This window comes from Pigmentiphaga sp. YJ18 (genome assembly GCF_038066655.1).
In the GTDB taxonomy this organism is placed as follows: domain Bacteria; phylum Pseudomonadota; class Gammaproteobacteria; order Burkholderiales; family Burkholderiaceae_B; genus Pigmentiphaga.
In genome coordinates, this window is sequence record NZ_JBBUKU010000001.1 from 1,019,181 (window position 1) to 1,034,439 (window position 15,259).

Annotated in this window: 14 protein-coding genes; 6 read left to right on the plus strand and 8 right to left on the minus strand. The window is 66.0% G+C overall.

Features of this window, described 5'->3' with window-relative positions:
* The first annotated feature begins 166 nt into the window (after positions 1 to 166).
* Positions 167 to 2,617: a DNA topoisomerase (ATP-hydrolyzing) subunit B gene (gene gyrB / locus WKR98_RS05015; protein ID WP_341433802.1), complete on the plus strand. Its 2,451-nt coding sequence runs from the start codon at positions 167 to 169 to the stop codon at positions 2,615 to 2,617.
* 31 nt (positions 2,618 to 2,648) lie between these two features.
* Positions 2,649 to 3,698, plus strand: a complete 1,050-nt coding sequence (locus WKR98_RS05020) for a virulence RhuM family protein (RefSeq protein WP_341432252.1) — start codon at positions 2,649 to 2,651, stop codon at positions 3,696 to 3,698.
* A gap of 55 nt (positions 3,699 to 3,753) precedes the next feature.
* Here WKR98_RS05020 and WKR98_RS05025 read toward each other — a convergent pair whose 3' ends face one another.
* Entirely contained in the window at positions 3,754 to 4,599 is an 846-nt protein-coding gene (locus WKR98_RS05025; RefSeq protein WP_341432253.1) for an XRE family transcriptional regulator, read from the minus strand.
* A 320-nt stretch (positions 4,600 to 4,919) separates the two neighbouring features.
* Positions 4,920 to 5,855: a LysR family transcriptional regulator gene (locus WKR98_RS05030; protein ID WP_341432254.1), complete on the minus strand. Its 936-nt coding sequence runs from the start codon at positions 5,853 to 5,855 to the stop codon at positions 4,920 to 4,922.
* A gap of 133 nt (positions 5,856 to 5,988) precedes the next feature.
* Between WKR98_RS05030 and WKR98_RS05035 the strand changes: the two genes are divergently transcribed.
* From WKR98_RS05035 to WKR98_RS05045, 3 genes are all read left to right on the plus strand, one after another.
* Positions 5,989 to 6,981, plus strand: a complete 993-nt coding sequence (locus WKR98_RS05035; protein ID WP_238160243.1) for a Bug family tripartite tricarboxylate transporter substrate binding protein — start codon at positions 5,989 to 5,991, stop codon at positions 6,979 to 6,981.
* Position 6,982: 1 nt separating this feature from the next.
* A complete protein-coding gene (locus tag WKR98_RS05040) occupies positions 6,983 to 8,428 on the plus strand; it encodes a sulfatase-like hydrolase/transferase (RefSeq protein WP_341432255.1) in 1,446 nt (481 codons plus the stop codon).
* A 96-nt stretch (positions 8,429 to 8,524) separates the two neighbouring features.
* Complete coding sequence (locus tag WKR98_RS05045; RefSeq protein ID WP_124687101.1) at positions 8,525 to 8,776, plus strand: hypothetical protein; 252 nt, start codon at positions 8,525 to 8,527, stop codon at positions 8,774 to 8,776.
* Positions 8,777 to 8,786: 10 nt separating this feature from the next.
* Here WKR98_RS05045 and WKR98_RS05050 read toward each other — a convergent pair whose 3' ends face one another.
* Both WKR98_RS05050 and WKR98_RS05055 read right to left on the minus strand, forming a co-directional pair.
* Positions 8,787 to 9,062 carry a DUF2164 domain-containing protein gene (locus tag WKR98_RS05050; protein WP_124687102.1) on the minus strand — a complete coding sequence of 92 codons (276 nt, stop codon included), beginning with the start codon at positions 9,060 to 9,062 and terminating at the stop codon, positions 8,787 to 8,789.
* A gap of 31 nt (positions 9,063 to 9,093) precedes the next feature.
* The gene (locus WKR98_RS05055; RefSeq protein ID WP_341432256.1) at positions 9,094 to 10,023 is read right to left on the minus strand and encodes a fumarylacetoacetate hydrolase family protein; all 930 of its coding nucleotides are present in this window, start codon (positions 10,021 to 10,023) and stop codon (positions 9,094 to 9,096) included.
* Between the two features lie 53 nt (positions 10,024 to 10,076).
* On the opposite strand from WKR98_RS05055, the gene WKR98_RS05060 reads away from it, so the two are divergent.
* Positions 10,077 to 10,850: an IclR family transcriptional regulator gene (locus tag WKR98_RS05060; protein WP_124687104.1), complete on the plus strand. Its 774-nt coding sequence runs from the start codon at positions 10,077 to 10,079 to the stop codon at positions 10,848 to 10,850.
* Between the two features lie 34 nt (positions 10,851 to 10,884).
* Here WKR98_RS05060 and WKR98_RS05065 read toward each other — a convergent pair whose 3' ends face one another.
* The 4 genes from WKR98_RS05065 to WKR98_RS05080 all read right to left on the minus strand — a co-directional run bounded on the left by WKR98_RS05065 (position 10,885) and on the right by WKR98_RS05080 (position 15,252).
* Positions 10,885 to 11,853: a Bug family tripartite tricarboxylate transporter substrate binding protein gene (locus WKR98_RS05065; RefSeq protein ID WP_341432257.1), complete on the minus strand. Its 969-nt coding sequence runs from the start codon at positions 11,851 to 11,853 to the stop codon at positions 10,885 to 10,887.
* 51 nt (positions 11,854 to 11,904) lie between these two features.
* Positions 11,905 to 13,104, minus strand: coding sequence for a CaiB/BaiF CoA transferase family protein (locus WKR98_RS05070; RefSeq protein WP_341432258.1), 1,200 nt, complete (start codon positions 13,102 to 13,104; stop codon positions 11,905 to 11,907).
* Between the two features lie 12 nt (positions 13,105 to 13,116).
* Positions 13,117 to 13,902 (minus strand): enoyl-CoA hydratase/isomerase family protein, encoded by a 786-nt coding sequence (locus WKR98_RS05075; protein WP_161567626.1) that lies wholly within the window; start codon positions 13,900 to 13,902, stop codon positions 13,117 to 13,119.
* A gap of 132 nt (positions 13,903 to 14,034) precedes the next feature.
* Positions 14,035 to 15,252: an NADP-dependent isocitrate dehydrogenase gene (locus tag WKR98_RS05080; protein ID WP_124687108.1), complete on the minus strand. Its 1,218-nt coding sequence runs from the start codon at positions 15,250 to 15,252 to the stop codon at positions 14,035 to 14,037.
* Between the last annotated feature and the right edge of the window lie 7 nt (positions 15,253 to 15,259).

The following is a 15,259-nucleotide window of genomic DNA, read 5'->3' on the forward strand; positions in this document are numbered from 1 at the left end:
GGTGCTGGTGCCGGCGCTGCCCCGGATGGGGTGGATTGTTCTTTTTTAGTTTTTTCCTGCAGGGCGGAAGTCGTGCCCGCGCAGTGTGGATGGTTGCATACTCATGACCGAACAGAATACCGCGCCCGATACGGGCGAGATCGATAGCACTCTTGCTGGCAATGCGATGGCCGCGAGCCCGGCGTCCGGTTCGTCGGACAGCTACGGCGCCGACTCCATCAAGATGCTGAAGGGGCTGGAGGCCGTGCGCAAGCGGCCGGGCATGTACATCGGCGATACGTCCGATGGGACAGGCCTGCACCACATGGTGTTCGAGGTCGTGGACAACGCCATCGACGAAGCGCTGGCCGGCTATTGCGACGAGATCATCGTCACGATCCATGCCGACAACTCCATCTCGGTGTCCGACAACGGCCGGGGCATTCCGACCGCCGTGCACAAGGACGACGAATTCCAGCGCAGCGCCGCGGAAATCGTCATGACCGAGCTGCACGCGGGCGGCAAGTTCGACCAGAACTCGTACAAGGTCTCGGGCGGCCTGCACGGCGTGGGCGTGTCCTGCGTGAACGCGCTGTCCGAATGGCTCCGTCTCAGCATCCGGCGCAACGGCGAGCTGCACCAGATGGAGTTCCGCCGCGGCGAACGCGTCGAACCGCTGAAAGTCACCGGCAAGACCGACAAGCGCGGCACCCGGGTGCAGTACCTGGCGGACTCGCAGATCTTCGCCAACATCGAATACCACTACGAGATCCTGTCCAAGCGGTTGCGCGAGCTCTCGTTCCTGAACAACGGCGTGCGCATCAAGCTGGTGGACGAGCGCCAGGGCAAGGAAGAGGACTTCGCCTTCAGCGGCGGCGTCAAGGGCTTCGTCGAGTACATCAACCGCGCCAAGACCGTGCTGCATCCCAACGTCTTCGCGGTGGCCACCGAGTCGTCGGCCGGGGGTGTGCCGGTGGGCGTGGAAGTGGCCATGCAGTGGAACGACAGCTACACCGAAAGCGTGCTGTGCTTCACCAACAACATCCCGCAGCGCGACGGCGGCACGCACCTGACCGGCCTGCGCGCGGCGATGACCCGCATCATCAACAAGTACATCGACGAAAACGAACTGGCCAAGAAGGCCAAGGTCGAGACCACCGGCGACGACATGCGCGAGGGCCTGACCTGCGTGCTGTCGGTGAAGGTGCCCGAGCCCAAGTTCAGCAGCCAGACCAAGGACAAGCTGGTCTCCAGCGAAGTGCGCCCCTCGGTCGAGGACGCCGTGGCGCGCAGCCTGGAAAGCTGGCTGCTCGAGAACCCCATCGACGCCAAGGCCCTGTGCGGCAAGATCGTCGAGGCCGCCCGCGCCCGCGAGGCCGCGCGCAAGGCGCGCGAGATGACGCGCCGCAAGGGCGTGCTGGAAGGCGCGGGGCTGCCCGGCAAGCTGGCCGACTGCCAGGAAAAGGATCCGTCCAAGTCCGAGATCTACATCGTCGAGGGCGATTCCGCCGGCGGCTCGGCCAAGCAGGGCCGCGACCGCAAGTTCCAGGCCATCTTGCCGCTGCGCGGCAAGGTGCTGAACGTCGAGAAGGCACGTTTCGACAAGCTGATCAGCAGCGAGCAGATCACCACGCTGATCACCGCGCTGGGCACCAGCATCGGTCCCGACTTCAACATCGACAAGCTGCGCTACCACCGCATCATCATCATGACCGACGCGGACGTGGACGGCGCGCACATCCGCACGCTGCTGCTGACGCTGTTCTACCGCCAGATGCCGCAGCTGATCGAGCACGGTTACGTCTACATCGCCCAGCCGCCGCTGTACAAGGTCAAGGTCGGCCGCGACGAACGCTACCTGAAGGACGACGCCGAAGAAGCCGCCTTCATGCTGGAGCTGTCGCTCAAGGATGCCCGCCTGATCCCGTCGGCCGACGCCCAGCCCATCACCGGCGACGCGTTGAAGGAACTGGCGCGTCAGTACAACCTGGCCGATGCCGTGATCGAGCGCCTGTCGCGCTTCGTGGACCTTGCCACGCTGTCGGCCATCGTGCGCGGCTTCGAGGCGGACCTGTCTTCCGTGGACCAGGCCGAGCTGTCGCGCCAGCGCCTGCAGGCCGAGCTGGAAGACCCGTCCATGCCCGGCGTGGTGCAGGTCAAGGTTTCCGTAGACGAGGAAACCCAGCAGTCCAAGCTGGAGATCCATCGCAACCACCATGGCAACATCCGCGTCAGCGTGATCGACCCGCATTTCGTCGAAGGCCCGGACTACAGCGTGCTGCGCAACGCCGCCCAGACCTTCCAGGGCCTGATCGGCCCGGGCGCGAAGATCGAGCGCGGCGAAGGCGACAAGCGCAAGGAACTGCCGGTGGCCGACTTCCGCGAAGCCATGCAATGGATGCGCGCCGAAGCCGAGCGCTCGCTATCCAAGCAGCGCTACAAGGGCCTGGGCGAGATGAACCCCGGACAGCTGTGGGAGACCACCATGGATCCCACCGTGCGCCGCCTGCTGCGGGTGCAGATCGAGGACGCGATTTCGGCGGACGAGATCTTCACGACGCTGATGGGCGACCACGTCGAGCCGCGCCGCGCGTTCATCGAGACACATGCGCTGATGGCGGGGAACATTGACGTTTGAGGCTGGTCGGACCGCTTGAAGGACCCGGGTCATGAGTGAGTCTCTTCCGCGCGCCGAGCTAGTTCTTTACGCCACGGAGGATGGTTCTGCTCGGTTCTTCCTGCGTGCTGAGGGCGGCAGCGTCTGGCTCAGCCAAGCTGAACTGGCAGATCTTTTCCAGACGTCTGTTCCAAACATCAATATTCACATCAGGAACGTCCTGGATGAAGGTGAGTTAGCCGAAGTTCGAACTGTTAAAGATGACTTAATAGTTCAAACCGAAGGTGCGCGACAGGTTCGTCGCATCGTCAAGCTCTACAACCTGGACATGATCCTGGCCATTGGCTACCGCGTGAAGTCACCGCGCGGCACCCAGTTCCGACAGTGGGCCACTACACACCTCAAGGAATATCTGATCAAGGGCTTCGTCATGGACGACGAGCGCCTGAAAGGTGGGGATCGCTGGGACTATTTCGACGAGCTGTTGCAGCGCATCCGCGACATACGGTCGTCGGAAAAGCGCTTCTATCAAAAGGTACGTGATCTGTTCGCGCTCTCGATGGACTACGCCGACGATGGACAGGCTACCGGCCTTTTTTTCGCCGAGGTGCAGAACAAGATGTTCTTTGCCGTGACAGGCCATACTGCGGCTGAACTGGTCGTACTGCGTGCCGACCCAACTCAGTCCAATATGGCCCTTACGTCCTGGAAGGGCGGGCGTGTCCGTAAGGGTGACGTGACGGTGGCCAAGAATTACCTGAATGCCGACGAATTGGACCGACTCAACCGCATCGTCAGCATGTTCCTGGACTTCGCCGAACTGCGCGTGATGCAGCGCAAGGATCTTCGTATGGCGGACTGGCGGGCCTATGTGGATAGCTTCATGGCCTTTAACGAGCAAGCCGTACTGCAAGGCCCAGGCCGTATGAGCCATCAGACTATGGCGGCCATCGTGCACGAGCGCTATGAAGTTTTCGACGCGGCGCGGCGTTTGGCCGAGGCGCTGGAGGCGGATCGCGCAGACATGCACGAACTGGAGCAAGTGGAGAAGCAAATCAGCCGCCGTCGCCGCAATGTTCCGGGAAAAAAGGACGGTGCCTGATAGAGGCAACGCAAGACGGCTGCTGACCTGCATTCTTCAGTGATGGGTGCCAAGGCTATCTTGATCTATGCAGATTCAAATCGGTCTCGTCCAACACGAACTCTTCATAGAGGCCGAGCTTCTTGAGAATCGCCGGCAAGACCTGGTGGATTATGCGCATGCCGACCAGGAGTTCATTCATATAGATATCTGGGTGGAGTCGAGATTTGTTGATGCCGAAACTTGCGGCTTCTGCCTCGTGTCCTAGCGAATCATGCGAGTCGTGGACAAGGTCCAACAACTCCGCCTGGAGAGGCAAGCCTGCTTGAAATGCCTTTTCCTTAACGAACGTCAGCGCGTCTTCGTAGTCTTTATTGATCTTTCGTTTGAAGCTTAGGAAGTTCGCTGCCATTGATGGCGGGTTTTCCAGCTTGGATGCGGCAAGCGCCAAAAACTCTGGTTCGATATTGCACGCCGGGACGTCAAAGAGATCGAGTTCGTCGATAAGATCTGATACGTATGCAGCATAAAAGCCATACACATCGGTATACGCCCTGTATATGGCATAGATCAACGAAACGTAGGGGTGTTCAAGCAACTCCTCGATCCGTTCGTGCAAAGCTTCTTCATCGCCGTTCGTGTCATCGTCATAGTCGAAATCCAGCTCAGTAGGAAAGGGGCTGGGAATATCGACTCCCATTTCCTCGAGCACACTGAAGGTGTGCCAATAGAGTATGTCTGCTTCCTCACCTTCTTCCAAGCGGTAGGTGTGATAGCCCGTCTCGGCATTTTCTGCAGCTCTATCGGCCAGGTAACGAAGTAGGCGTTCCCACTTTTTGGCATCGTCCAATGATCCCGCCATGGCGACGAAGTCTGGTATGCGGTCGCCTATACCCGCAAGCCCCTTCAGCTTGGTTGCCATGTCGCTGGAGATATATTCTTTTGCGAAGGCAAGAGAACTCGTATCTCCCGCGGCTCTATCAACATCCCCAGATGGGCACGTACAAATAGCTCGAGTGGCATAAAAAGCCACGAGCTACACCTTACTCAAGAGTGTTCTAGGTGGACTTCATGTATCCCTGCCAAATGTTGCGCAGGGAGCAGGCTCGGTTCGTCTTGGGTCCAACGCCAACTTGAGGCTAGGCACCGGACAAAAATCTAAGAGAGATATGCGGTGTTCCACCGGAAAGTCCATCAATCGTGACTGATGTTCTCATCTGTAGTACCTCCGGTTCTCACCCTTCATGCCATCGGGGCTGAGCCGAAACCCGGCGCCCGCGCGCCGTCCATGCCGCGCAGCAATTCCTCCAGCGTGGCGCGCGCCGCCTCCCCCGCCGGGCTCAAGGGCCGCGCGGTGCTCCATACGATGCTGATGCCGCGCTGGATGGCCGGTTCCGCAATGGGGATGAAGGCGATGCCGTCCACCACGGCCGGCGCCGGCCCGATGCGGGGCCGGATCGTATAAAGCTCGCCCTGCCGCATCAGCGCGGTAATCAAGGGGCTGGAACTGGCGTTCAGCACGGGGCGCACCTCGCGGCCCAGGCTGGCCGCGGCGCTGTCGACCAGCCGCCGCAGCCGGTTCGGCGGGATGGACAGGGCCAGCGGATAGGACAAGGCATCCCCCAGCGGCATGGACGCCGGCAGCACCGGGAACGCGTCCGCGGGACCGCAGAAGCAGAACACTTGCTTTCCGCACTCGACCGCATGCAGGCTGTTGTCCGAGCTGCCTTCGGGCAGCACGCCTATGTCGGCCTCGTTGCCCGCCATCCATTTGGTGATGGCATGGCTGTCCCCTTCCAATAGCGTCAACCGCACCCGCGGGTGGCGGTCGCGCATGGCGCCGAACAGGACGGGGCCGAGCTGGTCGGCCAGTGATGTCGGAATGGCCACGATCAGGTCGCCGGCCGGTTCCGTGGCGACGCGCGCCATGGCGGCTTCGGCCTCGGCCACGTCGCGGAAGATGCGCCGCGCATGGGCGATGAGCTGTTCGCCCGCGTTGGTGGGCTGCACGCCGCTGGACGAGCGTTCCAGCAGCGGCGTGCCCAGCGATTCCTCCAGCAGCCGGATCTGCCGGCCCACGGCGGGCTGCGCGCGCAGCAGGCGGGCGGCCGCGCGATTGATGCTGCCTTCTTCCACCACCACCAGGAACGCGCGCAGATGATCGAGATTGAGTGCCACGCAGCGTCTCCAGGCCCGGCCGCTATCTATTTTTTTGAGAAAAGTTCTAAAGGAATTGTACTTCCGCGCCCTTGACACGCTGAGTAGACTGCCCGGCAACCCGAGGCATGTCAGGCCGCGGAGGGAGGAGGAGATGACTCAACATACCGATCCGGGCCGGCGCCGCGTCCTGGCCATGGCCGCCCGATCCGCCGCGGTGGCCGGGCTGGTGCCGGCCTGCGCGCTGGCGCAGTCCTATCCCTCGCGTCCGGTGCGCCTGCTGGTGCCGGTCAGCGCGGGCGGCGGCACGGACATGATCGCGCGCGTCGTGGCGGACCAGTTGTCGCGGGGCATGAAGCAGCCGTGGGTGGTCGAGAACCAGGGCGGGGCGGGCGGGCAGATCGCCAGCCAGGCCACGGCGCGGGCCGAGCCCGACGGCTACAACTTGATGATCGGCTACGTCAGCACTCACGGCACGCTGCCGGCGCTGCGCAAGGTGCCCTATGACCCGATCCGCGATTTCACGCACATCGCGATGATAGGCGGCGCGCCCAACGTGCTGGTCGCCCAGCCCTCGGGACCCGCCAGCTTCGAGGATTTCCTGGCCGAGGTGCGGGCGCACCCGGGCAAGGCGAGCTATGCCTCGGCCGGCGTGGGCACGATCACCCATCTGGTGTTCGAGGGGCTGAAACTGGCCACGAACACGTCCGTCCTGCACGTGCCCTATCGCGGCATCGCGCCGGGCATCAACGACATGGTGGCGGGCCAGGTGCAATATGCGATGCCGGGCCTGGCGGGCGTGCTGCCCTACATCCGCGCGGGCAAGCTGCGCGCGCTGGCGGTGACCGGACCGGACCGCCATCCGCTCTTGCCCGAGGTGCGCACGCTGAAGGAAATCGGCATTCCCCATTTCGAGGCCGTGCAGTGGGTGGGCATCATGGGACCGGCTCATCTGCCGCCGGCCGTGGTGCGGGACCTGTCGGCCGCCGTGGCCCAGGTGCTGGGCCGCAAGGAAACCGCGGACAAGCTCGCCGGCGAGGGCATACGCGTCATGCCCATGTCGCAGCAGGATTTCTCCGCCTACGTCGTCGCCGACCTGACCCGGTGGCGCACGATCGTCAAGGAACGCGGGTTGCAGGAGACATGAGATGAAGCAGGGATCCCGCCGTATCGCCATCGTCGTCATGTCCGACGAACATTCGGGGGCCGCGCTGTCGTGCGCGGGCCATCCGTGGATCCGCACGCCGCACCTGGACCGCTTCGCGGCCGCCAACACCCGGTTCGCGTCGGCCTATACTAATTCCCCCATCTGCATCCCCGCGCGCGCCTCGTTCACCACGGGCCGCTACACCCACGAGACGCGCAACTGGGACAACGCCCTGCCCTACACCGGCCAGCAGCCGGGCTGGACCCACAGATTGCGCGATGCCGGCGTGGACGTGACGTCCATCGGCAAACTGCACTTTCGCAACGAGACCGACGACACCGGCTTCACCCGCCAGATCCTGCCCATGCACGTGGTGAACGGCGTGGGGGACCTGCTGGGCGCGGTGCGCGATCCGCTGCCGGTGCGGCACAAGACGCGCGCGCTGGCCGAGGAGATCGGCATCGGCGAAAGCAGCTATACCCGCTACGACCGGGCCATCGCGCAGGCATCGACGCAATGGATACGCGAGCATGCGCGGGATGACGGCTGGGTCCTGTTCGCTTCGTTCGTGGCGCCCCATTTCCCGCTGATCGCCCCGGAAGCGTTCGCCTCGGCCTACCGGCTGGACGACATCCCGCTGCCCAAGCTTTCGCGTGCGGCCGACCGGGTGGACCATCCCTGGATCGCCGCGCTGCGGACCTGCTTTCCGCACGACAGCTTCTTCGACGACGAGCTGCGGCGCCGCGCCCTGCTGAGCTACGGCGGGCTGTGCTCGTTCATGGACTGGCACTTCGCGCAGATCTGCCAGGCCATCGAGGAATCGGGGCTGGCCGACGAGGCGCTGATCATCTACACCAGCGACCATGGCGACAACATGGGCGCGCGGGCCCTGTGGGGCAAGTCCACGCTGTACGAGGAAGCGGCGCGGGTGCCCATGCTGCTGCGGGCGCCGGGCCGCTCGACGCGCAACATCGTCGGCACGCACGTGTCGCTGGTGGACGTGGGCGCCACGCTGCTGGCCTGGATGGGCGTGGAGGCGCCCGCCGACCTGCCGGGCCGGTCCCTGGTCGACCTGGCGCGGGCGCCGGACGATCCGGCGCGCCCGGTGTTCTCGGAATACCATGCGGCGGGCGCGGCCACCGGCGCCTACATGCTGCGGCAGGACCGGTGGAAGCTGATCCATTACGTGGACATGGCACCCCAGTTGTTCGACCTGGTCGCGGATCCCGAGGAGCGGATCGATCTCGTCCCGGGCGGGCGGCATGCGCATGTGGTGGACGAACTGACCGCGGCGCTGCGGCGGATCGTCGATCCCGAGGCGCAGGATCGCATCGCCAAGGCCGACCAGCATGCGTTGATCGAAGCCCACGGCGGCCGCGAAGCGGTGGTGCGGCGCGGAGGATTCGGTGCCACGCCGGCGCCGGGCGTGGACGCGAAGTTCGCCTGAAGACAGGGTCGCCCTTCCGGACAGTCCATCCAGCAAGGCGGGGTTTATCCGGCGCCTGGCTTGCCTTATGCTGGCGTTACCCCAATCGAGGCCCCCATGCGCACCCTGATCCTCATCGCCGTCGGACTGATCCTGGCCATCGCGCTGCTGCGTCTGGCCCCCTTGCCGCATCGCACCCGGACCGCGAGCCTCTTCACGCTGGCCTGGCTGGGCGTATCGGCCTGGAACCTGCGTACCGGCTTGTCCCACGGCTATACCCTGGCCGAAGAACTGCCCATCCACGTGGCGCTGTTCGGCATCCCGGCGCTGGCGGCCTGGGGGCTGTGGTGGTGGGCGCGCCGCGGGTAAGGCGCGAGCGCTAGCGGCGCCCCTTGCCCGCCTGGTCGTACTTGCGCCAGTAGGCGAACTCTTCCTCGTGGACCTCGAGGTCGATCTCCGACAGGCGTACCTGCAACCGCTCCTGCACGTCCGCGACCGCCTGGTTGTAGATCGCGGGCCCGATCTCTTCGACGAAGAAGGCGAGCAGCCCGCCGGCGGCGACGTTGCCGATGGGCTCCTCCATGTTCTGGTCGAAGTAGCGCTGGATCGAGGCGATGGCAGTGGTCCGGACTTGCTTGTCGAGTTCGATGGTCATGTCGGCTTTCTGGCGAGGGATGCCGGGCCGTTCAATTTATCACCTCCTCCACCCGGTTCACCAACTTCCCGATCTTCTCGATCTCGCATTCGATCATGTCGCCGTCCTTGAGCCACTGGCGCGGGTTCATCGCATAGCCGACGCCCGAGGGCGTGCCGGTGGCGATCACGTCGCCCGGTTCCAGCGTCAGCCCCGAGGACAGCGACGCGATGCTGCGCGGGATGGAGAAGATCATCGCACCGGTGCTGGCGTCCTGGCGCTGCTCGCCGTTGACCTTGAGCGAGATGCGCAGCGCGTGGGGATCGCCGACGGCTTCGGGCGAGACGATCCAGGGGCCGAAGGGGCAGCTGCCGTCGATGGCCTTGCCCTTGAACCACTGGTCGTGGCGCTTCTGCAGGTCGCGGGCGCTGATGTCGTTGAGGATGGTGTAGCCGAAGATGTGGTCGGGGGCGTCGGCTTCGGCGATGTCGCGGCCGCCCTGGCCGATCACGACGGCGAGTTCGACCTCGTAGTCCAGGCGGCGGGTGACGCGCTGGTCGTAGCGGATGGCGCCTTCGTGCGGGACGATGGCGGTCCAGGGCTTGGTGAAGAACTGCGGATGCTCGGGCACGTCGGTATCGAGATTGCGCGAGGCGTTATCTTCCTGGATGTGCTCCCTATAATTGCGGCCCAGGCAGAAGATGTTCTTGGGCGGACGCGGAATGGGCGCCAGCAGGCGGTAGCTGCCGGGCGAAACCGGGTGGGCGTCGGCGACGGCGGCGATGTCGCGGCACCAGGCCCAGGTGGCGGCGCCGCCGGCGGCCAGGTCGATCATGGTCAGGCGGCCGGTCTCGGGCCACGGGAAGGGCAGCGTGGCGCGCGGGGCGGCCTGGGCGAAGGCCTGGAGGTCGCAGATGCGGCCGTCGTCCAGGAAGAGTGCGGGCAGCGGGCGGCCGCCGAGTTCAATGGTGGCGAGTTTCATGGTTCGTTCCTGGCTGAAAGAATGCGGGTAGGCGCAACGATGGAGGCAAGGACATGGCGCCCAAGGTCAAGTCGGCCCAACGGGCCATAGAGATTCTGGAGTTCTTCGCGCGGCGCAAGGCGCCCGCGACACTGAGCGAGATCGCGGCGGCGCTGGACTATCCGGCCTCGAGCACCCTGGCCCTGCTGCGCACGCTGAGCGAGATGGGCTATCTCGATCACTCGTCCAGCGAGCGGACCTTCGTGCCGACGGTGAAGGCGGCGCTGCTGGGCATCTGGGTCAACGATGCGCTGATGGCCGACGGTACGATCGCCCGCCTGATGTACCAGATGCGCGAGGAAACCGGCGGCACGCCCACGCTGGGCATACAGAGCGGCCACCACGTGCAGTACATCCACGTGGTGCGCGGCCCGGATGCCCTGCACCGGCGCGACGTGGCGCCGGGCACGCTGCGGCCGCTGCTGCGGTCGGCCATGGGCACCGTGCTGCTGTCGCTCAAGCCGCCTTCCGAGCTGTGGGCGCTGGTCAACCAGATCAACGCGCACGAACCGCCGGAGCACCGGGTGTCGATGGCGGAACTGGGCAAGCGCATCCAGCAGTACCGCGAAAGCGGCTATGCCTACAGCGAAGGCGTGTCGACGCCGGGGGCCGGCATCATCACGACGCTGCTGGCCGCGCCGGCCCACCAGCCGCCAATGGCCCTGGGCATAGGCGCGAGCCTCGTGGCGCTGCGCGCCAAGAAGCTCGATTTCCTGAAGGCGCTGCAGCGGGTGGTGGAGCTTCATCGCAAGCATATGGAGGCCTTGCCGGACAAGTTCGGACACTGAGCAGAGCGCGCGTGCCGCACCGGTCCGGCCGTTTTCATTGCGCGACCAGCCCGGCTTTGTCGGCAACCGTGCGCAGCGTCGCGATTTCCTTCACGTTGAAGGCGCGCATCTGCTCGGGATCGCGCTTGAGCAGTTCGGAGCCGCCCTTTTCCGCGAACTCCTGCACCGGCCTGGAATCAAGCACCTCCTTCATGGTGTCGGCCAGGCGCCGCGTGATCGCGTCGCTGACTTCCGTGCGCGCCATCAACGCCGACCAGCCATAGATGGCGTAGTCGGGATAGCCGCTTTCGCGGATGGTGGGCACGTCCGGGAACTCGACGTGGCGTTTTTCGCCGGTGACCGCGAGGATGCGCAGCTTGGCGGCCTTGGCCGAGGGCGCCAGCGAGGCCACGCCGTCCATCGCCACGTCGATCTGCCCGCCGATCAGGTCGGTGTTCATCTGGCTGGTCGACTTGTACGAGATGGGCGTGAAGCGGATGCCGGCGATGCTGGAGAACCATTCGGTGGCCAGGCGGTAGCCCCAGGCGAAATTGCCGAAGTTCAGCTTCTCGGGTTGTGCCTTGGCCGCGGCGACGAGGTCGGCCAGCGTCTTGTACGGCGAGTTGGCGGGCACGGCGATGCCCAGCATGCTGCGGGTGACGCCCGAGATGGGCTTGAAGTCCTTGAGCGGATCGTAGGGCAGGTCCTTGACGAGAATGGGGTTGACCGACAGGTTGGTCCAGCTGCCCAGTACCAGGGTGTAGCCGTCGGCCGGCGCGTTCTTGGCCGCCATGATGCCGATGCGGCCGTCGGCGCCGGGCATGTTGTCCACGGTCACCGCCTGGCCGAGCCGGGTGGCGAGCTGCTGCGCGACGATGCGGCCGGAGTTGTCGCTGGTGCTGCCGGGCGCGAAGGGCACGATCAGGCGGATCGGCTGGGTGGGATAGGCGGCGTCGCGCGCCTGCGCGGCCGAGGCCGAAAGGGCCAGTGCGCACAGGGCGCCGGCAAGATGCATGATCTTCATGGGTGGGTCTCCTTGGGATTATTGTCGTACCCGGGCTCGCCCCGGATGGCGTCAGGATCTCGCCTGGGCATCCTCGCGGTGCAGGAAGGCGGCGATCTGTTCGGGCGTGCGGCCCAGGCCGGCCAGGATCTCCGCCGTGTGCTGGCCCAGTGCCGGCGGCGGCGCGTCCAGGCCCGGGCCGTCGTGTTCGTAGCAAAAGCCCGCGTTCAGCACGCGCAGGGCCTGGGCGCCGGCCGGGATGGACAGCAGCAATTGCCGGTCGTCCAGGTGCGGCTGCGCCAGCGCCTCGGGCAGTTCGCGCACTTCGCCGGCTGGCACGCCGGCCGCATTGAGCAGGGCCGCCCATTCGGCGGCGCCGCGGCCGGCCAGCGCCCGGCGGACCTCATGCTGCAAGGCCTCGCCATGGGCGACCCGCGTGCCGCGGTCCTGGAAGCGCGGATCGGCGATCAGGTCCTCGCGTTCGATCACGCGGCACAGCCGCTCGAACTGGTCCTGGCGGACCGCGCCCAGCGTCAGGTGCCCGGCCGCGGTGGGGAAGGTGTCGGCGGTGGGCGACATGCTGTAGCCGCGGTTGCCCTGCTTGGCGGGCCGCTTGCCGGTCAGCAGGTGCGGGCCGGCCATCGAGATCATCAGCACCAGCGCGGCGTCGTACATGGCCACGTCCACCTGCTGCGCCTGGCCGTCGCGGCCGCGCTGCAGCAGGGCCGAGACGATGGCGAAGGCGGCCAGCAGGCCCGAATAGGTGTCGACCGCCGGATAGCCGATGCGGATCGGCGGGGTGCCCGGTTCGCCGCTCAGGCTCATCATGCCCGAGGTGCTCTGGATGATCTGGTCGATCGCGGGCTGGTGGCGGAGCTCGCCGCGCTGGCCGTAGCCCGAGATCGAGCAGAAGACGATGCGCGGGTTGAGGGCCTTGCAGGCCTCGTAGCCCAGGCCCAGGCGGTCCATGACGCCGGGCCGGAAATTCTCGGTCACGACGTCGGCGCCGGCGATCAGCTCGCGCGCGACCGCCACGTCGGCGTCGCGCTTGAGATCGAGCACGACGGATTTCTTGCCCGAGTTGACCGACGCGAACGACGGTCCCATGCCGTCGGCATACTGGATGCCGCCGTAGTTGCGCATGGTGTCGCCGGCGGCCGATTCGATCTTGATGACCTCGGCACCGAGCAGGCGCAGGAAGTTGGTGGCGATGGGGCCCGACAGCACGTGCGTGAAGTCGACGACCCGGTAGCCTTGCAAGGGTTGAGGCACGGTCGGGTTCTCCTACTCGGCGACGCGGGGGAATTGCCCGGTGAAGACCGGCTTGCGGCGTTCGTTGAAGGCGCGCTTGGCCTCGCGGCCGTCGGGCGTCAGGCCCAGGTAGCGCTGCATCGGCGCGCCGGCCTCCATGTGGTTGCTGAAACCGGCCATGTCCAGCAGCAGGTTGGTCGCGCTCTTGGTGTAGCGGATGGCCAGCGGCGGCAGCTCGGCCAGCGCGGTCGCCAGTTCGTCCACGGTGGCATCGAAGTCCGCCGCCGGCACGCAGCGGTTGATCAGGCCCCATTCCAGCGCCTGCGGCGCGGGCAGGCGTCCGCCCAGCAGCGACAGCTCCAGCGAGCGGGCGCGTCCGATGGTGAACAGGAAGGCGCCGCCGCTATGGTTGCCGGCCTGGATCTCGCGCATCTGGAAGAAGGCGGTGTCGACGGCGACCACCAGGTCGCAGGACGTGGCCAGGTAGGCGCCGCCGCCGATGGCCGGACCGTTCACCGCCGCCACCACGGGCTTGGCGTTGCGCTGGATGCGCTGCCGGGCGGCCACGTTCCAGCGGCCGTAGGCGTCGATGGCCTGGGGATCGGCCTGCGCGGTGAAGCGCAGGTCCTGGCCGGCGCTGAAGATGTCGCCCGCGCCGGTCAGGATGGCGCAGCGGCAGGCCGGGTCGGCCTCGACCTCGTCGAAGGCGGCGACCAGTTCCTGGAAGGTCTGGAGATCGTGGGCGTTCTTGGCGTCGGGGCGGTCGATTACGACCCGCCAGATGGGGCCTGGTCTATCGATCCTGATGTGCTGGGGCATGGTGTCTCCTGTCGTGGCCGCGTGCATCGGATGCGGCGGATTATCTCGACGGGAAACACGGGGCAGACGCCGCTTTCACCCATGTGAAAGTGATTTCACGTATGTGAAAAACAAGTGGGTGTAACGGGAGCCTCAGGCGGCAAGCTCCTGGTGCAGCGTGGCCGCGACGCGTTCGAGGAAGGGGCGCGTGTTCAGCCAGGGCTGGTCCGGGTGCACCAGGGCCGCCAGGTCCCGGGTCATGAAGCCCGCCTCCACGGTCGCGGTGCAGGATCGTTCCAGCGCGGCGGCGAAGGCGGCCAGATCGGGCGTGCCGTCCAGTTCCGCGCGTTGCCGCAGCCCGCGCGCCCAGGCGTAGATGGAGGCGATGGGATTGGTCGAGGTTGCCCGGCCGGCCTGGTGCTCGCGATAGTGGCGCGTGACCGTGCCATGGGCGGCCTCCGCCTCGAAGGCCCGCCCGTCGGGCGTGATCAGCACCGATGCCATGAGGCCGAGGGACCCGTAGCCCTGGGCGACGGCGTCCGATTGCACGTCGCCGTCATAGTTCTTGCACGCCCAGATGTAGCCGCCCCGCCACCGGAGCGCGCTGGCCACCATGTCGTCGATCAATCGATGCTCGTAGGCCAGGCCGGCCGCGCGATAGGCCGATGCGAACTCGCTTTCGAAGATCTCCTGGAACAGGGCGGAGAAGCGCCCATCGTAGGTTTTGATGATGGTGTGCTTGGTCGACAGGTAGACGGGGTAGCGCCGCTGGAGCCCGTAGCGGAACACGGCGCGCGCGAAGCCGGCGATCGAGGCGTCGAGGTTGTGCATGGCCATGGCGATGCCCGGTCCGTCGGTGCGGCAGACTTCGCGCTCCAGCGCGGGTCCGCCGTCGTCGGGCGTGAAGCGCATGCTGAGCGTGCCGGGCCCCGGCAGTTCGAGCTGGCTGGCGCTGGAGTGGTCGCCGTAGGCGTGGCGGGCGATGACGATGGGCTGGTCCCAGTGCGGCACGAGGCGGGGAATGTTGGCGCAGCAGATGGGCTCGCGCAATACCGTGCCGTTCAGGATGTTGCGCAGGGTGGCGTTGGGACTGGGCAGCATGGCGGGCGAGCCGAATTCGCGCATGCGTGCCGCGTCGTGCGTGATCGTCGCACACTTGACCGCCACGCCGTGGCGCAGCGTGGCGTGCGCCGCGTCCAGCGTCACCTGGTCGCGCGTCGCGTCGCGATTGCGCAGGCCGAGATCGAAGTACTGCAGTTCGCCATCGACGTGGGGCAGGATAAGCGCTTCCTTGATCCAGGCCCAGATGACGCGGGTCATTTCATCGCCATCGATCTCGACGATGGGATGACGAAAGGTGATCTTGCGCATGCGGTCT